The 21717-nt window shown below is 38.5% G+C and carries 15 protein-coding genes; 9 read left to right on the top strand and 6 right to left on the bottom strand.

Annotated elements, in window-relative coordinates; all coding sequences use genetic code 11:
• Positions 1 to 37 precede the first annotated feature (37 nt).
• Positions 38 to 1243: a type II secretion system inner membrane protein GspF gene (gspF, locus tag ACK1JC_RS00665; protein WP_409509926.1), complete on the bottom strand. Its 1206-nt coding sequence runs from the start codon at positions 1241 to 1243 to the stop codon at positions 38 to 40.
• A 145-nt stretch (positions 1244 to 1388) separates the two neighbouring features.
• On the opposite strand from gspF, the gene ACK1JC_RS00660 reads away from it, so the two are divergent.
• The 8 genes from ACK1JC_RS00660 (at position 1389) to ACK1JC_RS00625 (ending at position 9842) form a co-directional block, all read left to right on the top strand.
• Positions 1389 to 3620 carry a primosomal protein N' gene (locus tag ACK1JC_RS00660; RefSeq protein ID WP_409509925.1) on the top strand — a complete coding sequence of 744 codons (2232 nt, stop codon included), beginning with the start codon at positions 1389 to 1391 and terminating at the stop codon, positions 3618 to 3620.
• 116 nt (positions 3621 to 3736) lie between these two features.
• Positions 3737 to 5644: a monovalent cation:proton antiporter-2 (CPA2) family protein gene (locus ACK1JC_RS00655; RefSeq protein ID WP_409509924.1), complete on the top strand. Its 1908-nt coding sequence runs from the start codon at positions 3737 to 3739 to the stop codon at positions 5642 to 5644.
• Positions 5645 to 5791: 147 nt separating this feature from the next.
• A complete protein-coding gene (locus tag ACK1JC_RS00650) occupies positions 5792 to 6667 on the top strand; it encodes an Hsp33 family molecular chaperone HslO (RefSeq protein WP_409509923.1) in 876 nt (291 codons plus the stop codon).
• 122 nt (positions 6668 to 6789) lie between these two features.
• Positions 6790 to 7236, top strand: coding sequence for a DUF2147 domain-containing protein (locus ACK1JC_RS00645; RefSeq protein WP_409509922.1), 447 nt, complete (start codon positions 6790 to 6792; stop codon positions 7234 to 7236).
• Positions 7237 to 7500: 264 nt separating this feature from the next.
• Entirely contained in the window at positions 7501 to 7938 is a 438-nt protein-coding gene (locus tag ACK1JC_RS00640; protein ID WP_409510013.1) for a DUF2147 domain-containing protein, read from the top strand.
• 184 nt (positions 7939 to 8122) lie between these two features.
• The gene (locus ACK1JC_RS00635) at positions 8123 to 9073 is read left to right on the top strand and encodes a DnaJ C-terminal domain-containing protein (protein WP_409509921.1); all 951 of its coding nucleotides are present in this window, start codon (positions 8123 to 8125) and stop codon (positions 9071 to 9073) included.
• Between the two features lie 76 nt (positions 9074 to 9149).
• Positions 9150 to 9488: a chaperone modulator CbpM gene (locus ACK1JC_RS00630; protein ID WP_409509920.1), complete on the top strand. Its 339-nt coding sequence runs from the start codon at positions 9150 to 9152 to the stop codon at positions 9486 to 9488.
• A gap of 99 nt (positions 9489 to 9587) precedes the next feature.
• Positions 9588 to 9842, top strand: coding sequence for a YdcH family protein (locus tag ACK1JC_RS00625; RefSeq protein ID WP_409509919.1), 255 nt, complete (start codon positions 9588 to 9590; stop codon positions 9840 to 9842).
• 28 nt (positions 9843 to 9870) lie between these two features.
• On the opposite strand, the gene ACK1JC_RS00620 is transcribed toward ACK1JC_RS00625, so the two are convergent.
• The 3 genes from ACK1JC_RS00620 to rpsO all read right to left on the bottom strand — a co-directional run bounded on the left by ACK1JC_RS00620 (position 9871) and on the right by rpsO (position 13910).
• Positions 9871 to 11094 carry a magnesium transporter CorA family protein gene (locus tag ACK1JC_RS00620; RefSeq protein ID WP_409509918.1) on the bottom strand — a complete coding sequence of 408 codons (1224 nt, stop codon included), beginning with the start codon at positions 11092 to 11094 and terminating at the stop codon, positions 9871 to 9873.
• A gap of 200 nt (positions 11095 to 11294) precedes the next feature.
• Entirely contained in the window at positions 11295 to 13382 is a 2088-nt protein-coding gene (pnp, locus tag ACK1JC_RS00615; RefSeq protein ID WP_409510012.1) for a polyribonucleotide nucleotidyltransferase, read from the bottom strand.
• Between the two features lie 258 nt (positions 13383 to 13640).
• Entirely contained in the window at positions 13641 to 13910 is a 270-nt protein-coding gene (gene rpsO, locus ACK1JC_RS00610; protein ID WP_409509917.1) for a 30S ribosomal protein S15, read from the bottom strand.
• Positions 13911 to 14188: 278 nt separating this feature from the next.
• On the opposite strand from rpsO, the gene ACK1JC_RS00605 reads away from it, so the two are divergent.
• On the top strand, positions 14189 to 15487 hold the full coding sequence (locus tag ACK1JC_RS00605; protein ID WP_409509916.1) for a serine hydrolase domain-containing protein: 1299 nt from the start codon (positions 14189 to 14191) through the stop codon (positions 15485 to 15487).
• Between the two features lie 582 nt (positions 15488 to 16069).
• On the opposite strand, the gene recD is transcribed toward ACK1JC_RS00605, so the two are convergent.
• Positions 16070 to 17845: an exodeoxyribonuclease V subunit alpha gene (gene recD, locus ACK1JC_RS00600; protein WP_409509915.1), complete on the bottom strand. Its 1776-nt coding sequence runs from the start codon at positions 17843 to 17845 to the stop codon at positions 16070 to 16072.
• Positions 17846 to 17943: 98 nt separating this feature from the next.
• Positions 17944 to 21696 (bottom strand): UvrD-helicase domain-containing protein, encoded by a 3753-nt coding sequence (locus tag ACK1JC_RS00595; protein WP_409510011.1) that lies wholly within the window; start codon positions 21694 to 21696, stop codon positions 17944 to 17946.
• Between the last annotated feature and the right edge of the window lie 21 nt (positions 21697 to 21717).

Here is a 21717-nt window from a genome sequence, read left to right as displayed (position 1 = left end):
AATTCTCTCTTACACAATTCATTATAGGAATAGTTGGCTAAATCATATTATTCATATTGACGATTGGCAACATTACTGCAATCACAATCACCAAAACAATACCTGCCATAAACACGAGCATCAATGGCTCAAGCAATGCCAATAATGTTGAAATAAATGTGGTCACTTCACGATCTTGCATCACCGAGGCTTTATCGAGCATACGGTCTAGTTCACCTGAAACCTCACCACTTTTAATCATCTGTACCATCATTGGTGGGAAATAACCACAACGCTCAAGCTGTGTAGCCAAATTTCCGCCTTCTGTGACTTTTTCTGCTGCCAAATTAACGGCATCTCGAATGATCCAATTACTACTCACCGCAGCACCAATTTTTAAAGCATCAACCAAAGGTACACCTGAGCGTGTCAAAATAGACAAGGTACTTGCAAAGCGTGCAGCATTTATACCACGCGATAATTTACCAAATAATGGCAATTTGAGTGTTAAACGATCAAAGGTATAATGCCCTGCTGAAGTTCGTAGGAAACGCACCAATACAAATAGTCCAACAACTGAACCAACAATCAGAAATGGCCATGCTGCTCGAATGAATGCGCTGGTTTTCATCATCGCCACCGTAATCCACGGCAATGCTTGTTTACTTTGATCAAAGGTTTTGACAATGTCAGGCACGACATAAGTCATTAAGCCCATAATAATACCGAAAGACATCAGCATCAAAATAATCGGATAAATCATTGCACCCTGAATTTTTTTTTGCATGGCATAGCTATTTTCAGTGTAATCGGCAAGCTGATCTAAAATCAGATCCAAATGCCCTGAACGCTCGCCTGCGGCAATGGTTGCCAAATACAAATCAGGAAAACGTCCAATTTGTTGCATCGCCTGTGCGAGTGAATGTCCTTCTAAAACCTTTGATCGAACGGACAATAATAAATTTTGTACGTTAACTTTTTCACTTTGCTTAGCGACCGCTCGTAAAGCTTCTTCAAGTGGAATAGACGCTGCCACAAGAACAGATAACTGACGTGTCATTAATGCAAGATCATAAGCAGAAAATTTTTTTTGAAAAAAACCTGATGTTTTATTCTTATCTTTCTGTTCGACAGCCTCTACACTGACAGGAATCCACTCCTTATCACGAAGTTGCTGACGAATTTGACGTGCGGAATCGCCTTCCAACACACCTTTTTGCTGCTTGCCTGCAGCATCCATGGCAGTAAATTGATATGCGGGCATTACAATGCTCTAATTTTCCAAAAATGTAGGTCTAGCTGTTGCACTTGACCCTTAAAATCATTCATATTTGTATATAAATAACAGTTACACTCTAACATAAGCCCCAGCTGATCACTAAATATTTAAATAGGTACAATCGAAATTTATGCCACAGCCACGCTCTGATTTTACATCACCCATTTACCGTGTTCGAGTCGCTGTTCCGGTCTATTTACATGACTGTTTCGATTATCAAGTTACAGCTGATCAATATGATCAAGCTCAAATTGGGGCACGTGTAGCAGTATCTTTTGGTCGTCAACAACTCACAGGTATCATTACCGAAAAACTGCCCTTAGATACACCAATTAATCCCGCATTTAAACTCAAAATGATTACTGAGTTACTCGATGATCAGGCATTACTAAATGCGCCTATGCTAAAGCTTTTGACATGGTCAGCGCAGTATTACCAATTTCCGATTGGTGAGGTGATGCATGCCGCTTTACCTGCTATTTTACGCCAAGGTAAACCCTATAATTTACTTGCACGTAATTGGAAAGTGACCGATTTAGAGGCTGAAAATAAATTATCTAAAAATGCCATTAAACAACGTGAAGCCTTTAAAATCTTAAAGTTGCATCCTAAAGGCACACTCGAAAATATTTTAAATTTAAGTGGGATTGAAACTACAACGCTCAAAGCCCTTGAGAAAAAAGGCTTTGTACAATGTATACTTGAAGCACAAGACTTTACCCCAGAACCTGTACAACTTTCGCAAATGCCACTCACAGCGAATGATGAGCAAAAGAAAGCCATTCATAGTATTTTAAAAGCACACAATAAATATCAAGCTTTTCTACTTGATGGCTTAACAGGCAGTGGTAAAACTGAAGTTTATTTACAAATCATGCACAAGGTTTTAGAGCAAGGTAAACAGGTTTTGGTACTTGTGCCTGAAATCGGACTGACTCCGCAAACCATTAGCCGTTTCCAATCTCGTTTTCATTGTAATATCGCCTTGCTACACTCAGGTTTAAATGACACTAAACGCCTACAAGCATGGCAATATGCACAAACAGGTAAAGCCTCAATTATTTTAGGCACACGCTCTGCGATTTACACCCCAATTGCTAATTTGGGTTTAATTATTTTAGATGAAGAACACGACCTTTCGTTTAAACAACAAGAAGGCTTTCGCTATCATGCCCGTGATGTGGCTTTGTACCGTGGCTATTTAGAAAATTGCCCTGTTGTTTTAGGCTCTGCCACGCCAAGTATTGAGTGCTATCATCTTGCTGAGCAAAACAAACTCACGCGTTTAGAACTCAATCAGCGTGCTGGAAATGCCGTGATGCCAAAAATGCATTTGATTGATTTAAAAATTGCGAAAAAGCAACATGGCATCAGTGAGCAACTTATTTCAGAAATAAAGAAGCGCTTAGAGAAAAAAGAGCAAGTACTTATTTTTCTCAATCGCCGTGGCTATGCCCCTGTTGTGCTGTGCGAAAGCTGTGCGTGGCAAGCCAATTGCCCGCATTGTGATGCGCACTTTACCTTACACATGAAGCCTTATTCACATTTACATTGTCACCACTGCGGAACCATTAATCGTGTGCCTGATGCGTGCCCACAGTGCAATCAAAAAAATCTCAAACCGATTGGTTTAGGTACAGCAAAACTTGAAGAAGGTTTAAATGAACTGTTCCCCGATTTCCCTGTACTACGTGTTGACCGTGACTCCACCAGTAAAGTCGGGAGTTGGCAAAAAATTTACGACCAAATTCAAAAAAGTGAACCGACGATTTTACTTGGTACACAAATGCTCGCCAAAGGACACCATTTTCCCTATGTCACCTTAGTGGCTATTTTAGATATTGATGGCGGTCTACTCAGTGTTGATTTTCGTGCCCCTGAACGTACAGCACAACTGATTACTCAAGTATCAGGTCGCTCAGGTCGTGGCGATAAAAAAGGTGATGTTTATTTACAAACGTTAAGACCCGATCACCCCATGCTCAATTTATTACTCGAAAAAGATTATCGAGCATTCGCCAAACAGACTTTAAGTGATCGACAATTGGCACTCCTACCACCCTGTCGTTATGCCATTTTAATCCGTTGTGAATCTCGCAGTCAGGATGAAAATCAAAACTTTCTGAGTACGATGGCACAACAACTTCGACAGCAATCTGAAGAAGGTTTAATTGATATTTGGGGACCAATTCCTGCTCCAATGGAACGTAAAGCAGGACGTTTTCAAGCACATATGGTGCTACTCTCAACGCATCGGGCGAAACTACATTTTTATGTGCAACCATGGTGGCAACACCTTTTACACATTAAATCATCAACAATGAAAATTACCATTGATGTCGATCCGCAAGAGTTCAGCTAATTTTTTATGTTTAATTTGTAAAAATACAGCTTATTTTCTCCATAAATTAAATATGGTCTGAATTATTTTCAGGCTACAATCCTTCTTAATTTAAAAATAATATCAGGACACACTGCATGTCTTTGTTACTGCAAATTACGCTATTTCTTGGCGCTGCCTTGATCTTTGTTCCACTTGGTAAAAAACTTGGAATTGCCACCGTTCTAGGCTATCTCTTTACAGGTATTCTCCTTGGTCCAAACGTACTGAATATTGCCAATGATCCTGAATCAATTATGGAACTCGCTGAATTTGGTGTAATTCTATTGATGTTCCTCATTGGACTGGAGCTACGACCACAACGTCTATGGGAAATGCGTCAATCCATTTTTATCACGGGAACCTTGCAAGTGGTTGCAACAGGACTTGTACTGATGGGTACGGTCTTTTTGTTGTTTCAGCAATCGCTCTCTGCTAGTTTTGTCATTGGCTTTGCACTCGCTTTGTCATCAACAGCATTTGTCTTGCAATTACTCAATGAAAAACAACAACTCAATACCACATATGGTCAGCAAGCATTTTCAATTTTACTGTTCCAAGATATTGCGGCCATTCCATTACTTGCTGTCATTCCAATGCTTGCGGGTGCAAATGGTAACAGCACCCATCATGGTATCGCTTACTTTGCCTTAATTATTGCGGCATTTAGTGGATTATTCCTATTTAGTCGTTACATCATGCGCCCTTTTTTCCGTTTTGTTGCCAAAAGCGGTGCGACTGAACTCATCACCGCCGCAGGTTTATTTATTGTTCTAGGTGTCGTTTTATTGATGGATACCATTGGTATCAGCACAACACTCGGCGCATTTCTAACAGGCGTTTTACTTGCCGATTCAGAATTCCGTCACGAACTTGAAGCAAGCGTTGCTCCCTTCAAAGGCTTACTACTCGGTTTATTTTTTATGACTGTGGGCATGACGACTGAAATTTCATTATTAGTCGAACATCCATTGCTAATTATTGGTGGGGCAGCTTTACTGATTCTGATCAAAGCCATCGTAATGACCGGCATTGCACGCTATAAGAAGTACAATTGGAACACAAGTCTCATGATCGGAGCATGTTTGGCACAAGGTGGGGAGTTTGCCTTTGTGGTACTAAATGTAGCTCGGAGTGAAAAAGTTCTAACGACTGCTATTACTGAACCTGCAATACTGATTGTGACAATTTCGATGGTACTGACACCCATTGTCTTTTGGCTCGTTTCCGACAAAATTGTGCCTTATCTCAATAAAAATAATACACCTAAATATGATGAAATCCCCAACAGTCATCCTCTAATGATTATTGCCGGTTTTGGTCGAGTTGGACAAATCGTGGCACGTTTGGCACATATGCAACACTTCCCTTTTACCGCCATTGATAACAACCTACAACGCATTGATTTTGTCAGACGTTATAGTGGTACATTATATTATGGTGATGTTACACAACCAGACCTACTACGTTCAGCAGGGATCGAACACGCTAAAGTTTTTGTTTTAGCCATTGATGATGTAGAAGACAGTATCAATGTCGTGCGTCATATCAGCTTAAATTATCCAAATCTAACGTTATTGGTTCGTGCTCGTGATCGCTATCACATGCATTTACTACGTGATTTAGGCGTAAAGCATATTTGGCGTGAAACTTATCTAACCTCACTCGGTATGGGATATCGTGCACTCTGTGAATTGGGCATCAGTAAAGAAGCCGCGTATGACAGCGTTGAATTATTCCGTAATTACGATGAAGAATTACTTTCACGCCAACAACGTATTTATACAGATGAACAAAAAGTCTTTGAAAGTTATCGTGATTTTCTTTCTGAACTTGAACATTTATTTGAAAGCGATGCACAAGCCTCACAACTTGATCATGAAAAATTTGAAGACAATGTCGATTTAGATGAGTCAGGTTTAGAACGTAAACCCCCTGAACATTATCAAAAAGATCGTATTGACGTGACCCGTGAAACTGAAGAAAAACGCAATAATCTGAATTAATTCAATTTAAATATTGAAATGGGGTTCGGCGAAGTATTTTGCTGAACCTCATTTTTATATGCACAGATTTTCACTGCAATTTCCTCTATTATGGAGGCTTGTGATTTATAATATCGCCACCATCTAAACAGGGATTTGGAGAATTTTATGACTGATTTACGTCAACGTTTTTATATTGATGATAGCCCTGTGCGTGGTGAAGTTGTTCACTTAGAAGAGGCTTTACAAACCATCCTTGCACAGCGTGATTATGCCCCTGCCGTTCAAGTATTATTGGGTGAAATGCTCAGTGCAATTGCCTTACTAGCAAGTACTTTGAAAATCAAAGGTCGTGTAAGCTTACAAATTCAAGCGCAAGGGACGTTTAAATGGGCGATGGCTGAATGCAGCCACTTGGGCGAAGTTCGTGCACTCGCTGACTATGAAGAAGATCTTCGTTTTATGCAGGGTGATACAAGTCAGACTGTTCTATCATCACTCATGAATCCTGTATTATTCATCAATATTGATCCTGAACACGGTGAGCGTTATCAAGGAATTGTGGCCTTAGACAAACCGACTTTGGCTGAATGCTTGGTTCAATATTACGATTTATCTGCGCAAATTCCGACTCGTATTGTTTTAGGCAGTACTGCACAACGTGCAGGTGGTTTACTCATTCAATTGTTACCGCGCAACAATGAAGAAGAGCAACAGCAAATTGATGAAGATATTTGGCCGCGTTTAAAACTACTCACTGAAACGCTTAAAATTGCAGAATTAACTGACTTAAGTGCAGAAGAAATTTTATATCGTTTATATAACGAAGAAGAAGTTCGTTTGCCTGGCGTTGAAAAACTACAATTTAGTTGTACCTGTTCACATGATAAATGTGCAAATGCACTGATTCAAATTGGACTCGATGCTGTGAAAGAAACACTTGAACATCAAAACCCAATTGAAATGGATTGTCAGTTCTGTAATGCAAAGTATTCGTTCACTGCCAAAGAGTCTTTAAGCTTATTTGGTGAGCATTTAAGCTAATCTAAACAATTACTTATAGATATTTTTCTCAAAAGAAACATTGCATTCCCCCAAAAAAAGAGTGATCCTGTAATCACTCTTTTTTATTAAAAATGAATAAAAGACAAAAAATGGGGAAAATAATGAAACAAATTTACGCACTACTTATTAGCTCACTTTTTTTCAGCTCTGCTTTTGCATCAGATTTAGCTGGAAAATGGAAAACCGTAGATGATAAAACAGGTTTTTCACGTGCTGATGTGATGATCACAAAAAATGCCGATGGTACTTATAATGGAAAAATTATCACGATTCGTCCACTACCCGACAAACCACTTGAACCACGCTGTGTGAATTGTAAAGGCAGCCTAAAAAATGTACCGCTTGTAGGCTTACAGATTTTAACTGGCTTTAAAGCCAATCCTAAAACACCGAATGAATTTACCAATGGCACTGTACTTGATCCACTATCAGGTAATGTCTATAACGGCAAAGCCAAAATTACACCAAGAGGCAATCGTTTAACCATGCGTGGATATATTGGTGTGTCTTTACTTGGTCGTTCAGCAACATGGATTCGTATCGATTAATATATAGGCTTAGATATTCATCATCAAAAGCGCTTCGGCGCTTTTTTATAGCGGTCAACCAACTTTGAGTCAGCCGATCATGTGAAATATAAAAATAATTCCAAATAGTCAATCACTTTGACTTTTGATAATTTTATGTGATGTTTTAACTTATTATTTTTAAACATAAAATTGAAAAACATTCCTTTGTTGTTATAAAATTAGACTTTTTACTCTAATCTTATTTCATCAGGGAAATATGAAATGATTATACGAAATATCATAATGGCGAGCTTACTCACTTCTCTTTCAACATGGGCACTTGCAGAAACCGAAGACCTAATAATTGGCAAGTGGAAAACCATTGATGACCGTACTGGCTACTCACGTGCAGATGTCGTTGTGAAAAAGAATAGTGATGGCACATACACAGGTACAATTGTTGAAACTCGTACCGTACCAGGTCGACCAAAAATGGAAACCTGTACCAATTGTCCTGGTCATCTAAAAAATAAACCCTATATTGGCTTACCCTTTATTTATGGTTTCAAACAGAATCCAGATAATCCTTATGAATATATGGATGGTAAAATTCTCGATCCAATTGGTGGAAAAATATATAAAGGCAAAGCACGTATTGCTACAAATGGTAAGCATATGACCTTACGTGGCTATGTCGGTGTGTCAGTGATTGGTCGTAGTGTGACTTGGATCAAATATTAAACTTTATTCGAATTTCTCTTATCATAATTTATGTTATGCCCTGTTCATCAGGGTATTTTTGTTGTCATTATTAATCACCATCACTTAATTAAACTTTGAAACAATTTATTAACGTTTTAGCACTGTTTTCTTCTGCAAAAATCGCTTAAAACTTAAATAAATCAAAACAATCTATGGTGTAACGATGGCCGAAAATTTTTATGATGCATTAGGAGTAAAACGTGATGCGACGCCTGATGAAATAAAAAAAGCGTATCGTAAACTTGCCCGTAAATATCATCCTGATGTTAGCAAAGAAAAGAATGCCGAAGAGAAAATGCAGGCGATTAATGTCGCTTATGACACACTCAGCAATGAAGAAAAGAAAAAACAATATGACTTTGAACTTGATCATCCACAAGGATTTGCTCAAGGGGGCAATCAAGGCTTTGATGGTGCACAGTTCTATCGACAAGGTAGCACTTCGGGCTCACAAGATTTTAGTGGCTTTGAAGATTTATTTGGACGTTTTGGTGGTGGCTTTGGTGGTGGACGACAACAAGAATATAGTCAACGAGGCAATTATCAAAAACGAAGCTATCGCGGCGAAGATCAACATGCATCGATAGAAGTTGACCCTACTGTTGCCTATGAAGGCTCAACACAACACATTTCACTGCAAATTCCTACCTATAATGTTTATGGTGAACCAGAAGTTCAACGTAAAACTTTGGAAGTTAAAATTCCAAAAGGCATGAAAGCTGGTCAACAAATTCGATTATCGGGACAGGGGCAAGCGGGCAGTAATGGTGGTGAAAATGGCGATCTCTATATTGAAATTCAATATCGTCATACTGATAAGTTACGTATTGAAGGCGCAGATGTCTATTACACTGTGAATATTGCACCATGGGAAGCGGCATTAGGGCAAGCCATTGAACTGAATACCCCTGCGGGTACAGTCAAAGTGAATATTCCAAAGAATGCACGTAACCAACAACAATTGCGCTTAAAAGATAAAGGTATTCCAGCCAAAGTCCCAGGTCATTTATATCTCGTTTTAAATATTGTTCAACCTCTAGCAAATAGTGAAGCTGAACAACAAGCGTATCAAGATTTTGCACAAGCATTTTCAGACTTTAATCCACGTACATAAATATCGTTTGAAAACGAAATTTAAGATATATAGCCATATTTGATGATGACAAAAATTGCTCAGAAGGAAGAATATTATGACTACAATTCATTATCGTGAAATTATCTGTGAAGGCGCTCAAGATGTAGAAATTATTGATGAAACACTCAGTTTTGATCTACAACATTTTGCGCAAGCCTGCGGTCAAAGCCCAACATGGATACTGCAATTGCTTGAATATGAAATTTTACCTGCACGACCTGATGAACGGATCCATCAATTTTTTGGTGATGATGTCCTTAGAGCACGCCGAGCATATCGTCTCCAAAGGGACTTTGATGCGAGCTTTACAGCAGTTGCTATGATGATGGACTTACTTGACGAAGTTCAACTTTTACGTAAACAAGCTAAACAGATGCAGATACAACACCACTAATTCTTTTCAAATTGTTAAAGTCGGATGACAGTTCAATATTTAACCGTCATGATGTTTGTTCTGTCTTTCAGGTCTTATTTGAAGAGGTTACTCCGCTCCATGAATTCCAAGGTAGTGAATAAAAAAATTAAACATATGTTTCCTGAATATCAGGATCTTGTTACCACACTGCGCCATGATGATCCGCATTTTGCTCGGCTCTTTAACGACCACCATGAACTTGATCAGCATATTGCGCAGCTAGAACTCAATCCACTCAGTCATATTCAAGAAGATATTGAAATGCTGAAAAGGAAAAAGTTAAAACTGAAAGATGAGCTGTATCAAATCTTACAAAAAACAGCACCTCAGTAAAAATATACTTTCGATCCTCTACAGACGCTCATTTTAAGCGAGTCATTTTTTCGACTTCTTTGAGGGTCTGTTTAATGGGTTCATAATCAAGAAACCAGAGTAAATTGACATGCTGATTTTTATGTTGTTGTGCAAGCATGTCTATTACACTGCGCTCCCCACGCCCCATCAAATGACGTCGATAAAAATAAAGAATCAGCATTGCTGTCGAAAGAAGCATAACGATTAGCATAATCCAAAAACCAATCGGGTTTTTAAGTCCTGGAATAAATTCAAAATTCATTCCATACACCCCTGTGAGTAAAGTCAGTGGAGCAAATACAGCTGTAATTATTGCTAAAATACGCATATTTTCATTGGTTTGATTGGAAATAGCGGAGAAGTGTAAATCTATCGCAGACTGAATTGCATTATTTAAGCGTGCTGTATATTTTTGAATACGTTCCACATGACTGACTAAATCATTAATTCGAACTAATATGATGTCTTGTTTTCCGACTTTTTTTTTCGACTTGGCATGCCCGTGATTTTCAATAATTTCACCACGCAATTCTTGTAATACATCAATCTGCTCCTCACACAGATTTTCCACCTGTTGAAAAGCCATATTTTCTTGAAACAATTGTTGCCAACGGGTAAAACGACGATTACCCTGCAAAAGTTCTTGTTGCCAAAATTCAACGCGCTTACTCAGTGGTGCACGTAAATCAAGATAATCATCGACCATACTATTGAGTAGACGTAACTGTAAATCCAAAGCAGAAGCTGCCATTTTACGCGGCTTATTTTGCTCATCTACGGGTTTTGCAGCAATCGTTTGCACACGCGTTAAATAATTTTCTAAAGCACGATTTCCACGTTCTCGAATGGTGATTAAAATATTATTTGTGGTAATAAAACTTACAGGTGTTGTGGTCAACCCAAAGAGACGCTCATGTTCTTCAAGTGCATTGTCACCACTTATAATCTGATCTGTCGGTGTAATCAGTTTACGAAAGATTAATAAATCATAATCATCCATGGTATCAAAAGTACATGGATGCTCAATATTTTGAATGTCCTTGACATGTAATTCATTCAGTCGAAGTTGAGTGCAGTCATACACATCTTGTTGCCACTGCTCTAAGCGATGAATAACATCATCCCGATAACAATCGACCCATGTAAATTCAGGTTCAACGTTTACGATAGGCTGCAACTGAATATACATCTGTTGTGAAGCAGCATGTACGTAAAAATAATAAATCTGCATAAAGATACTCAGGTCATCGGTGGTCTTTTTTTTATTGAGTCATTATTCGTAAACAATTGCTCGTCTGCATTGTACTGTGATTTTGAAGTCAGCGTCACGCCCAAAGAGTAATGCTATTTATCATGATGCTTTCTTGTTTTGAAAAATAAAAAAAGCCTGCTTAATGCAGGCTTTCCTCTACAAATTAAAACAACGAACAATTAAAGTTGTTCGATGTCTTTCATTGTCAATTTAATACGACCACGGTTATCAACATCAGCAACTTGTACTTGGATGTCCTGACCTTCAGATAAAATATCTGTTACATTCGCAACACGTTCATTTGAGATTTGAGAAATGTGAAGTAAACCATCAGTACCAGGAAGGATGTTTACAAACGCACCGAACTCAACGATACGAATCACTTTACCTTTGTAAATTGTACCTGGTTCAATTTCAGCAGTAAGCGCTTGGATTTTAGCAACCGCAGCCATCGCAGCCGCTTTAGTTTCACCAAATACACGAACTGTACCGTTATCTTCGATATCAATTGCTGCTTTAGTTTCTTCAGTAATTGCACGAATTGTCGCACCACCTTTACCAATCACATCACGGATCTTATCAGGGTTGATATTGATCACTTGGAATGTTGGTGCATGCATTGAAATTTCAGGACGAGCACGTGAAATCACTTGGTTCATTTCATTGAGAATGTGCATACGACCTGCATACGCTTGGTTCAATGCAGCTTCCATGATTTCTTCAGTGATACCTTCAATCTTGATATCCATTTGAAGTGCAGTAATACCGTTTGCAGAACCTGCTACTTTAAAGTCCATGTCACCTAAGTGATCTTCATCACCCAAGATGTCAGAAAGAACTGCGAAACGTTCACCTTCTTTCACTAGACCCATTGCGATACCCGCAACTGGTGCTTTAAGTGGAACACCTGCATCCATAAGTGATAGTGAAGCACCACATACAGAAGCCATTGAAGATGAACCGTTAGATTCTGTAATGTCAGAAACGATACGAATTACATACGGGAAGCGATCAGCTGGTGGAAGAACGGCTTGAACACCACGACGTGCTAGACGACCATGACCAATTTCACGGCGCTTAGGACCAGACTCACGACCTGTTTCACCTACAGAGTATGCAGGGAAGTTGTAGTGCAACATGAAGTTGTCAGTTTTCGTACCCGATAATGTATCAACCATTAACGCATCACGAGTGTTACCCAGTGTAGTCGTAACCAATGCTTGAGTTTCACCACGTGTGAACAATGCAGAACCGTGTGCACGACCCAATACACCGACTTGTACGTCAATTGCACGTACAGTTTTAGTATCACGACCATCAATACGTGGCTTACCAGACAAGATGTTGTCACGTACTGTACGATATTTAAGGTCTTCAAATAATTCGTCAACTTCAGCAGCAATGCCTGTTTCGTCATTTTCAGGAACGAACTGAGCAACAGCTTCTACATGAAGTGCATCTAATGCTGCATAACGGTCTTGCTTAACAGCAATGGTATATGCTTCAGAGATCTTAGCTTCAAATGCATCTTTTAATTGAGCAAGAAGCGCTTCATTTTTAGTTGGAGCAACCCAAGTTGATTCAACTGCACCAGCAGCAGCAGCAAATTCTTTAATCGCTTGAATCACAATTTGCATTTCGTCATGACCGAAAAGCACTGCGCCTAACATTTGGTCTTCTGAAAGCTCTTTCGCTTCAGATTCAACCATAAGTACAGCCGATTCTGTACCCGCTACAACAAGATCAAGATCAGATTCTTTCAATTGTTCATGGTTCGGGTTAAGGATGTATTCACCGTTGATTAGACCAACACGTGCACCTGCGATTGGGCCTGCAAATGGAACACCCGCAATAGACATTGCAGCTGAAGCACCAATCATTGCTGCAATATCAGCATCCATAGTTTTATCAGAAGAGATAACCGTTGCTGTTACTTGGATTTCGTTATAGAAACCTTCTGGGAACAATGGACGAATTGGACGGTCAATAAGACGTGAAATTAAAGTTTCAGATTCAGATTGACGACCTTCACGCTTACCATAACCACCAGGGATACGACCCGCAGCATATTGCTTTTCTTGATAGTTAACAGTCAGTGGGAAGAAATCTTGACCCGCTTTTGCTTTTGGTTGAGCAACGATGGCAACCAATACAGTTACGCCGCCCATTGTGATTACAACAGTATTTGCTTGACGAGCAACACGACCTGTTTCAAGTACAACATTGTGTTGACCGTATTGAAACTCTTTACGAATAATATTAAACATTGACATATAATTTTCCTGTTTTTTCTTCTGGTGGAGACCCCTAAGGTTTGGCATTCATTTCACCCACTTTAGTGGACTTACATATAAATGACAAAGCTTAGAAGCCGACCTCACCAGACAAAATATATGATTTTTAAACACAAAGAAGGAGCGAATAGTCGCCCCTTCTCATTTATCTAGTCAAAGCTAGATAGACTTTAGTTTCCAGTAATACAGCACTTAACATGCAATAATCCGAAAATAAAAGTTTAAATCGAATTAACGACGTAAACCTAAAGCAGCAATCAATGCAGCATAACGAGTCGCATCTTTACCTTTAAGATAATCAAGAAGCTTACGACGTTGGTTAACCATACGGATTAAACCGCGACGACCGTGGTGATCGTGTTTATGTTCTTTAAAGTGACCTTGTAAATCATTGATTTGCGCAGTTAAAAGAGCAACTTGAACTTCTGGTGAACCTGTGTCGTTTTCAGCGCGAGCGAATTTTGCAACGATCTCTGCGCGATCTGTATTTGTTAAAGCCATTCGATTTCTCCGAGATGCTTATATAAAGTTTTGATACAAATCAAACCAATTCTTCAAAATTAATTTGACTGCCGTGCATCACTACAGCAGCGGACTATTTTAAAGGAAGTGCTCCTAGATTGCAAAGGATTGCATAAAATCTAGCTCAATCTCCCATAATTGATGCCGATAAAAGCATTTGCCATAATGCTATGCCATCGGGGCAATTCAGACACTGACTTTCTCTGTTCTGGCAGGCAAACTAACGATCAATAAAAAAAATGACATCGGATGTAAACGTGAAAATATTTTCAAGCAATACCTGTTATGTGCCCAAAGATTTGAGTGCTATTACCGATATTCAACATGAAGTTTCTGCAGAAGAAGGTGGAATGACTGTAAAGCAAGTTGAAACCATTTGGCGCAGTGTGGAGGATCTTTATAAAACAGGTAATTCACCACTCATTAGTCTGTGTCTACGCCGTCAAGGACAAATCATTCTTAATCGTAGTTTGGGCTATGCACAAGGGAATACATTAGATGGACTTTCCAATAATGCTCAAATTGCCAATGTAGATACCCCTGTTTGCTTATTTTCTGCCTCTAAAATGATTACCGCCATGCTTATTCATCTTCTTGATGAATCTGGTGAAATTAATTTATTGGATCCTGTGAGTCATTATATTCCTGAATATGCACAAAATGGAAAATACCGTGCAACCATTTTCCATTTACTCTCACATCGTGGTGGTATTCCACGTGTAGAAACTGAAGTTACGCCCGATTTACTCTTTGATAAAGAAAAAATTTTGCAAGAACTATATGCATCCAAACCACTTGCACCTGCGGGAAATCAGCTTGCATATCATGCCGTCACAGCAGGCTATATTTTAGGAGAAATCATTGAGCGAGTGACAGGACAAGATATTCGTCAGTTTTTACATGAAAAAATTGAAAAGCCAATGGGTATGCAATATTTCAATTATGGCTTAAAACCTGAATTTCGCCATTTGGTATCACAAAATGTGTCTACAGGTCTACATCCAACTTTAGGTACAGATCTGTATTTGAACCGTGTGCTCGGTGGCGGCTTACAAATGGCAGTCGATGTGACGAATGATCATCGCTTTATGGATACGATATGCCCAGCAGGTAATATTTATACGAGCGCTGAACAAGCTAATCGTTTTTTTGAAATGTTACTCAATGGTGGCAATTACCAAGGTCAACAAATCTTAAGTCCTCAAACCGTATTCCGTGCGACTTTACCCACATCTAAAACCACCATTGACCACAGTTTGCTTGTTCCAATGCGCTATGCACTCGGTCCAATGCTTGGTAGTAATCCTGTCGGTATTTTTGGTCCAATGACAGGTCAAGCATTCGGGCATCTCGGATTTTCAAATGTATTGTGCTGGGCTGATCCTGAACGGGATATAAGCGTATCGTTTTTAACAACAGGTAAATCTGTCGTCGGTACACATTTAGCAGCCACAGCAAAAGTACTGTATCGAATCGCTCGCGAATGTCCTAAAATTGAGAAAGATCAACGCCGCTCATTATTTGGTACGCATCATTTGGAAACAGACCCCGTTTAAAAATGGTCTTAAAATTCGATCATGTCCAATATTATTGAGCATCAAACGAAAAGCCCCTAATATTTCTATCAGGGGCTTTTCTTTGCGCTGTAGTTTTTTCTATTATTTTTATAATTGTTTAATTTATTGTTATTTTTATCGTTTGTGATTGTTCACATTATTTTGAGACATTCCATGTTCTTACTATGGCATTTCCTTATGTCTCTTATATTGCCATAAATAATTTTAGACGAAAGTCGTATATTACGTATCTTTGTGTAAGCAAAATCGTACAAAATGTAAAACCCATCACACTTTATGTAAATTTATAGCGAAATAATTCTAGACATAAAAAAGCCCTGTAGTCTCTCCCAAAACTACAAGGCTTAGCGGCTGTAAGTTTCCTCTTTCCTGCTTACTTGCAAGTTCGCAGTCTCACGACTTTAAGTTATTTTTATTGTGCGATTTATACTTAACATTCCGTGTTAAGTTCTTTATGAGATTGATCATCTCAAAAATGCTCAATTCGCTCTAGCGCCAATCGCCTGAATCCTTGTAAGCTATTTCGTACACAAGTGCATGACATTAAAAAAAACTTTATGGTCAATTTAGTTCTTTAATTTTATTAACCAATCCACTCAATCTTGATGTTTCAACATTCAGTGATTGTACAAAACTTTTTTTATCAACCAGTAAACTTACTGCCTTTTTTGCCCGTGTAATTGCAGTGTAAATTAGTTCCTGACTCAGCAATTTTTGTGATGCTTGATCTAAAACCACAGCCGTATGGGTAAATTCTGATCCTTGTGATTTATGAATTGTTAAAACAAAAGCTGTTTCGATTTCTTTTGGTAAACGTGTCGCAGCAATCCACTTATCTAAACTAGGAAAATATACTTCAAACTGATCGGCTTGCTCACGATGTCTGAAACAAATACCAATATCTCCATTGGATAGTCCAAGTTGGTAATCGTTATACCCCATCATCACAGGTCGTCCAACATACCAATCACCTTGTCGAGATAACGTTGGCAAGTATGCAAATAACGCTTTTTCCATCTCCTGATTTAAACTTCTCAGCCCCAATACACCATGACGAACTGCGGTTAAAATACGGTATTCATCAAAAGCTTTGGTAATCGTATTGAATAAATTATTTGTATCATCTTCTGTCTTTAAATAAGTAGCGATGCTTTGAAAGTAACTATGAAAACCTACACTTAATTTTTGATAATAACTCGCAACATCTAAACCTGTAACTTGATCAGGTAAATATTCAAGCTGAATCGTATCTTTTTGAATTGTATTTAAATCAATCTTTTGAATTTCACTTGCCACGACAATCCTGTTCTCAAACTGAGCCAATAATTCATTTTCATCTACATTGACTTTTTTTTGTCCTTTTTGCGCTTGAATAAATTTTGCCATTTTTCCAATCAAAGCATCATCACTAAAACGGCGACTTTTCACCAAATTGACACGATTAACGTGTAAGGCTTCAACGTGTTGTAAATCGGCAAGCACTGAACCAACATCAACCGAAGCCAATTGATTGGCATCGCCCAATAAAATCAAACGGCAATGATTTGGTACAGCTTCAAATAATAATGTCGCTAGACTTAGATCAAGCATAGATGCTTCATCAACCACGATTACATCATAAGGCAAAGGTTGACGTGCATTAAAACGAGGCATTTTTTGATTGCCTAAACCCAATAAGCGATGCAAAGTCATCGGGTTAAAAAGTTTAGGGTTTAAATTAAATGCCTTTAATTTTTCATCTGTTAATGAATTTTGTAATGCCTCACCCATACGTTGTGCTGCTTTTCCTGTTGGGGCTGCCATTGCAATCCGAATATTTGGAATGGCTTGATTTAAAACAGCAATAATTCGGGCAAGCGTATAAGTTTTCCCAGTACCAGGCCCTCCAGTAATGATACTGAAGGCTTGTTCTGCAACCATCGCCAATGCTTTTTTCTGTTGCTCTTCTTCTAATAAATCACTATTTTCAGAAATATTGACTGACTCAATTTTTTGTTGTTTTAATCGTCCGACTTGAATTGCTAAACGATGCTCAAGTTGCCAGTAACGGTACAAATAAAGAAATTGGTTATCTTCAATAAAAGGTGCAACTTGAACACGACCATCAAAGCTGCTTATCTGCGTATTTTTAATCATCAATGATTTGAAAGATGATATATCTCGCCCCGCAGCTGCAATACAGCTATCCCCTTGAGTCGTTGCCAATAAGATGTCTTGTGCCAACCGTATCGCTTCTGCATTTGGGTCTGTACCTGTGGAATACTGCGTTAAAACATATTTACTCCATGTCTCAATCCATTGTGGGACTTGACTCTCTAAATCTTGCTTATTTTCCACACAGTTATCCTCAGAGTTATCCATAAAGTTATCAACACACTTACCCACAAAACATATAAGTCGTAACTTTTTGTTTATTCAACCTTTTAAACCACAAATTATGCAGTTTCAGCCCGTTTATTCTCAATAAAATAACCAAGAATTGCATCGAGGCGTAGAATAAATTCTGTACTTGGTCTCCAATAATGATAGCCCTGCTCAGACTGCCCATTCATACCACGTAAATATAAATAAGTCGCTCCACCAAGATCTCGCTCTATTTGATAATCTTCAAGTTGAAGTTTCAAATAACGATGTAAAGCGACCAAGTAAAGTGATGCCTGCAACCAATAACTCGCTTGTGACATACTGCTTTTTACTGCCTCATCTTGATAATGCAGTTGGCTTGTACCCAAAAAATTACTCTTATAATCGGCGATGTGATACTTCTTGCCATCAAAAAATACCAAGTCAATTGAGCCTGTCAAATAACGTGCCGAATTGGCATGATTAAACTCAGGCATTGCAATATTTTCTTCTGCAAAGAGCTGATGAATCCGTTGAACAGTCAAAATATGATCTGACAGTGCCAAATAAAATGGGAACTCGGATAAGTGTTCATGTGCTTGCAATTGTCCCAGTTTAAAATCAGGAAAAATAGGCGTAGAGAGCACATCCTGTAACCATACACCAATCCACTCAATGATGATGTCCTCAAATTGCTCATCATTCGGGAATGCAGTTTGATATTTTTCAATCAACTCCGTTCGTAAAGACGCATAATTGTTTTTAAAACGGCGATGTATTTCTAGATGCCACAAGGCTTGATCATTAAAATCAATATGTTCAAAAATTTCATGTAAAAAATTCCCTGCCACTGTCCCTTTAGGAAAATTTGCTTTCATCCATGTAATAGGTTCAGAAATATGGTCTTGTGTAGCGGATAAAATTATAAATGCTTGCGTTTCAGTCTCATCATCTGCACTTCCCATTTTCTGTTCAGCAACTGCTAGAAAATCTTGCACTTGTGAACGGTTTAAATGCTGTGCCAAAGCGCTGAAACTCGTTTTACCCCGTGCATAAAACCGTTGTTTTGGAAATTCTTCCGCATGTAACTGAGCAATAGCTTCTGTTTTTTCTTTTTCCAAACGAAATGGACGCTCTTTCAGTAAAGGCTCAACAGCACTACCCACATGCTCAAATGCTTCTAGAGGATGACCTCGCCAAAATGCGAGTCCTGTAGTCGATTTAGCTTTAGTATCACTAAGCATGGCATACACACGATAACTCGCACGCGTTAAAGCCACATACCAAAGTCGATGATGTTCAGCTAAAGCACGTTCATTGTGCTGCTGAATGGCTTCAGGAGATAAAATACTGCTGTCATTGATCGCAACTGCACGTTGCTTTTGAGTCTGACCTGTTTGTGCATTGACGTGTTCAATAGTCGAAAAGTTCAGTGTTTTATTGATCTCTTTAAAATCTTTATCGGCGCCGAGTAAGAAAACAAATTTAAATTCTAATCCTTTCGATTGGTGAATGGTCATCAACTGGACGCCTGCCTCATTCGACAATTTACGCTCCATTTCCCATTCACGCTCCATTGGAGAAGTGAGTTGCTTTAAATACCAATGATATAAATTTTGTGCACCTTGATATTCCTCACTGTGTTGACTGAGCAATTCTGTAATATGGCGTAAATTCACTACTACACGTTCATTATCACGGCTTTGTGTTGCGACTAAGTTTGTCCATACCGCATATTGATTCAGTAAATATTGCCAAGCGGTGAGAAACCCTTGATTCAACCAAATTTCACGAATTTGATCGAACTGTTCAATATATTGACTCAAACCATCAGCATTTTGTTCTAATACAATCAATGCCTGTAAATTAAAACCAAAGAGTCGACTAAGCAAAGCTCGTTTAATTTTACCTTCATGGTATGGATGTAAAATTGCACCTAATACAGCACCAACATCCTGCGCAATTGAGCTTTCAAAAACACTTTTTTTCGATGGACGATTAGTACGAATACCTAGAAATTGTAAAGCCGATTGTGCCTTATCTAAGCCATCGTGATTTTTTGAAAGAATAGCAATATCACTTTCATCAATCGGGTGTTGTCCTGACTTTTCAGCAAAATATAAATGTCCTTGAACCCCTTGATTCAATAAATCACATATCTTCCAAGCAACTTGTTCTGCTTCATTTTTTTTATCTTCAAGTTGTAACCATCTTAATGGTTTTGGATTTGCAATGCCTTGATCCATCAAATCAGGATGTGGGCGACTACCTGCCTGTACAGGGGTATAAAAAACCTGTTCACCAAAATCGAGTTGTCGCTGAAATAATGTATCGACTACTTCAACTAGAGGCTCAACTGAGCGATGGTTATAAATCAGATTATACTCATGCCCATCTTTACCAAAAACATCCTGATGCGCCTTTAAAAAGGTCAGCATATCACCACCACGGAAGCCGTAAATCGCTTGTTTACGATCACCGACCATAATCATACAACCTTTTTTTACACGGTTTGGATGTCGCCAAATTTGCGCCAACATGTCATCTTGATCTTGGTTGGTATCTTGGAATTCATCAACAAGAATCAAAGGATATTTGGCATGTATAAAACTTGCAAAACGTTGCCCTTGCTCATCTTGCCCTTTTCCACTGTTTAACGCTTCAGCAAGGGTACGAATTTGTTGTGCAAACGTTGTTTCACCCTTTTGTTGCAAGACTTGTGGTAAACGTTTTCTGACTTCTTGCGCTAAGTAGTATTTTAAAAATGTATTGGTGCCATGCAATTGATTTTCGAAGACCTCAATATCTTCATAAATTTTTAATAATTGTTGTATAAGTGGATGATTATAAAAATCTGATTGTATATTTTCAGGTGCTGCTTTTTTAAAAATTTGTTCTTCTCGTAGAACTTTGATTAGTGTCGCAAAATCTTCTTTTGCCGAATTTAAATGCGTACTTAAATAATGTTTTGCATCATGCTGTTGTAAGGTTGCAATAATTTCAGGAAAACTTTTGGCAAAAATTCGATTGAAACGTCCACCGCGAAATTTCGTTCCATTAATTTGCTTATAGTATTCGCCATTTTCCAAATAGTACGCTTCTAAAGTTTGCAATTGCTCAGGCTGAATCTGTGCCAATTGCACCATTGCTTGCTGAAAAATATCAGCATCTGCACTGGAAAATTGCGGTTCAATAAACTGTGCTGAAGCAAAATTTAAAGTTTGCTCAACCGTTGCAACATAATAGTCAACAGCATGCAGTTCTCCTGCAAACATTAAACTATCGATAATATTTTGCGGTTGTGCCTGAATCCATTCACGCAATACATCATGAATGAGCTGATGACTATAACTTTTTGCATCATCGGTAATTTCAGCACGTTCAATTTTGCCACTTTCAAAGGCAAACTCACGTAACAACTTCTGGCTAAAGCTATCTAGCGTCCCAACAAATAAATCATCAAGTTGATCAATCACCAACTTTAAACGCTCACAAGCGTGAGCAATTTTCGTTGCAAATGTTCTCAGTAATTTAGAAAATAATGGATCAGATTCTTTCGCTGCTTTGGCTAAAACTTCTTGTTCGGTTAAATCGCGACAAGCCTCAAAATAACGTAAAGATTCTTGTAAACGTATCCGAATACGACTTTTTAATTCAGCCGATGCTTTACGGGTAAATGTTGTTGCAATAATATCTTTAGGCAAATATTTTTCTAATAATATGCGCACCATTAGGCTCGATAAGGTATAGGTTTTACCTGTCCCCGCCGATGCCTCAATCCAATGTAGACCTGTAAACGTCATGTCTTCAATGGGCTGAATAGATACCTTTTTATTCATCTTCATTTGTGAATTTACGGAAGATAC

Origin of the sequence: Acinetobacter sp. TY2 (assembly GCF_046269225.1) — a bacterium.
Lineage (GTDB): Bacteria > Pseudomonadota > Gammaproteobacteria > Pseudomonadales > Moraxellaceae > Acinetobacter.
Note: the sequence above shows the minus strand (reverse complement) of the source record. Positions and strands in the feature narration are given on the sequence as shown.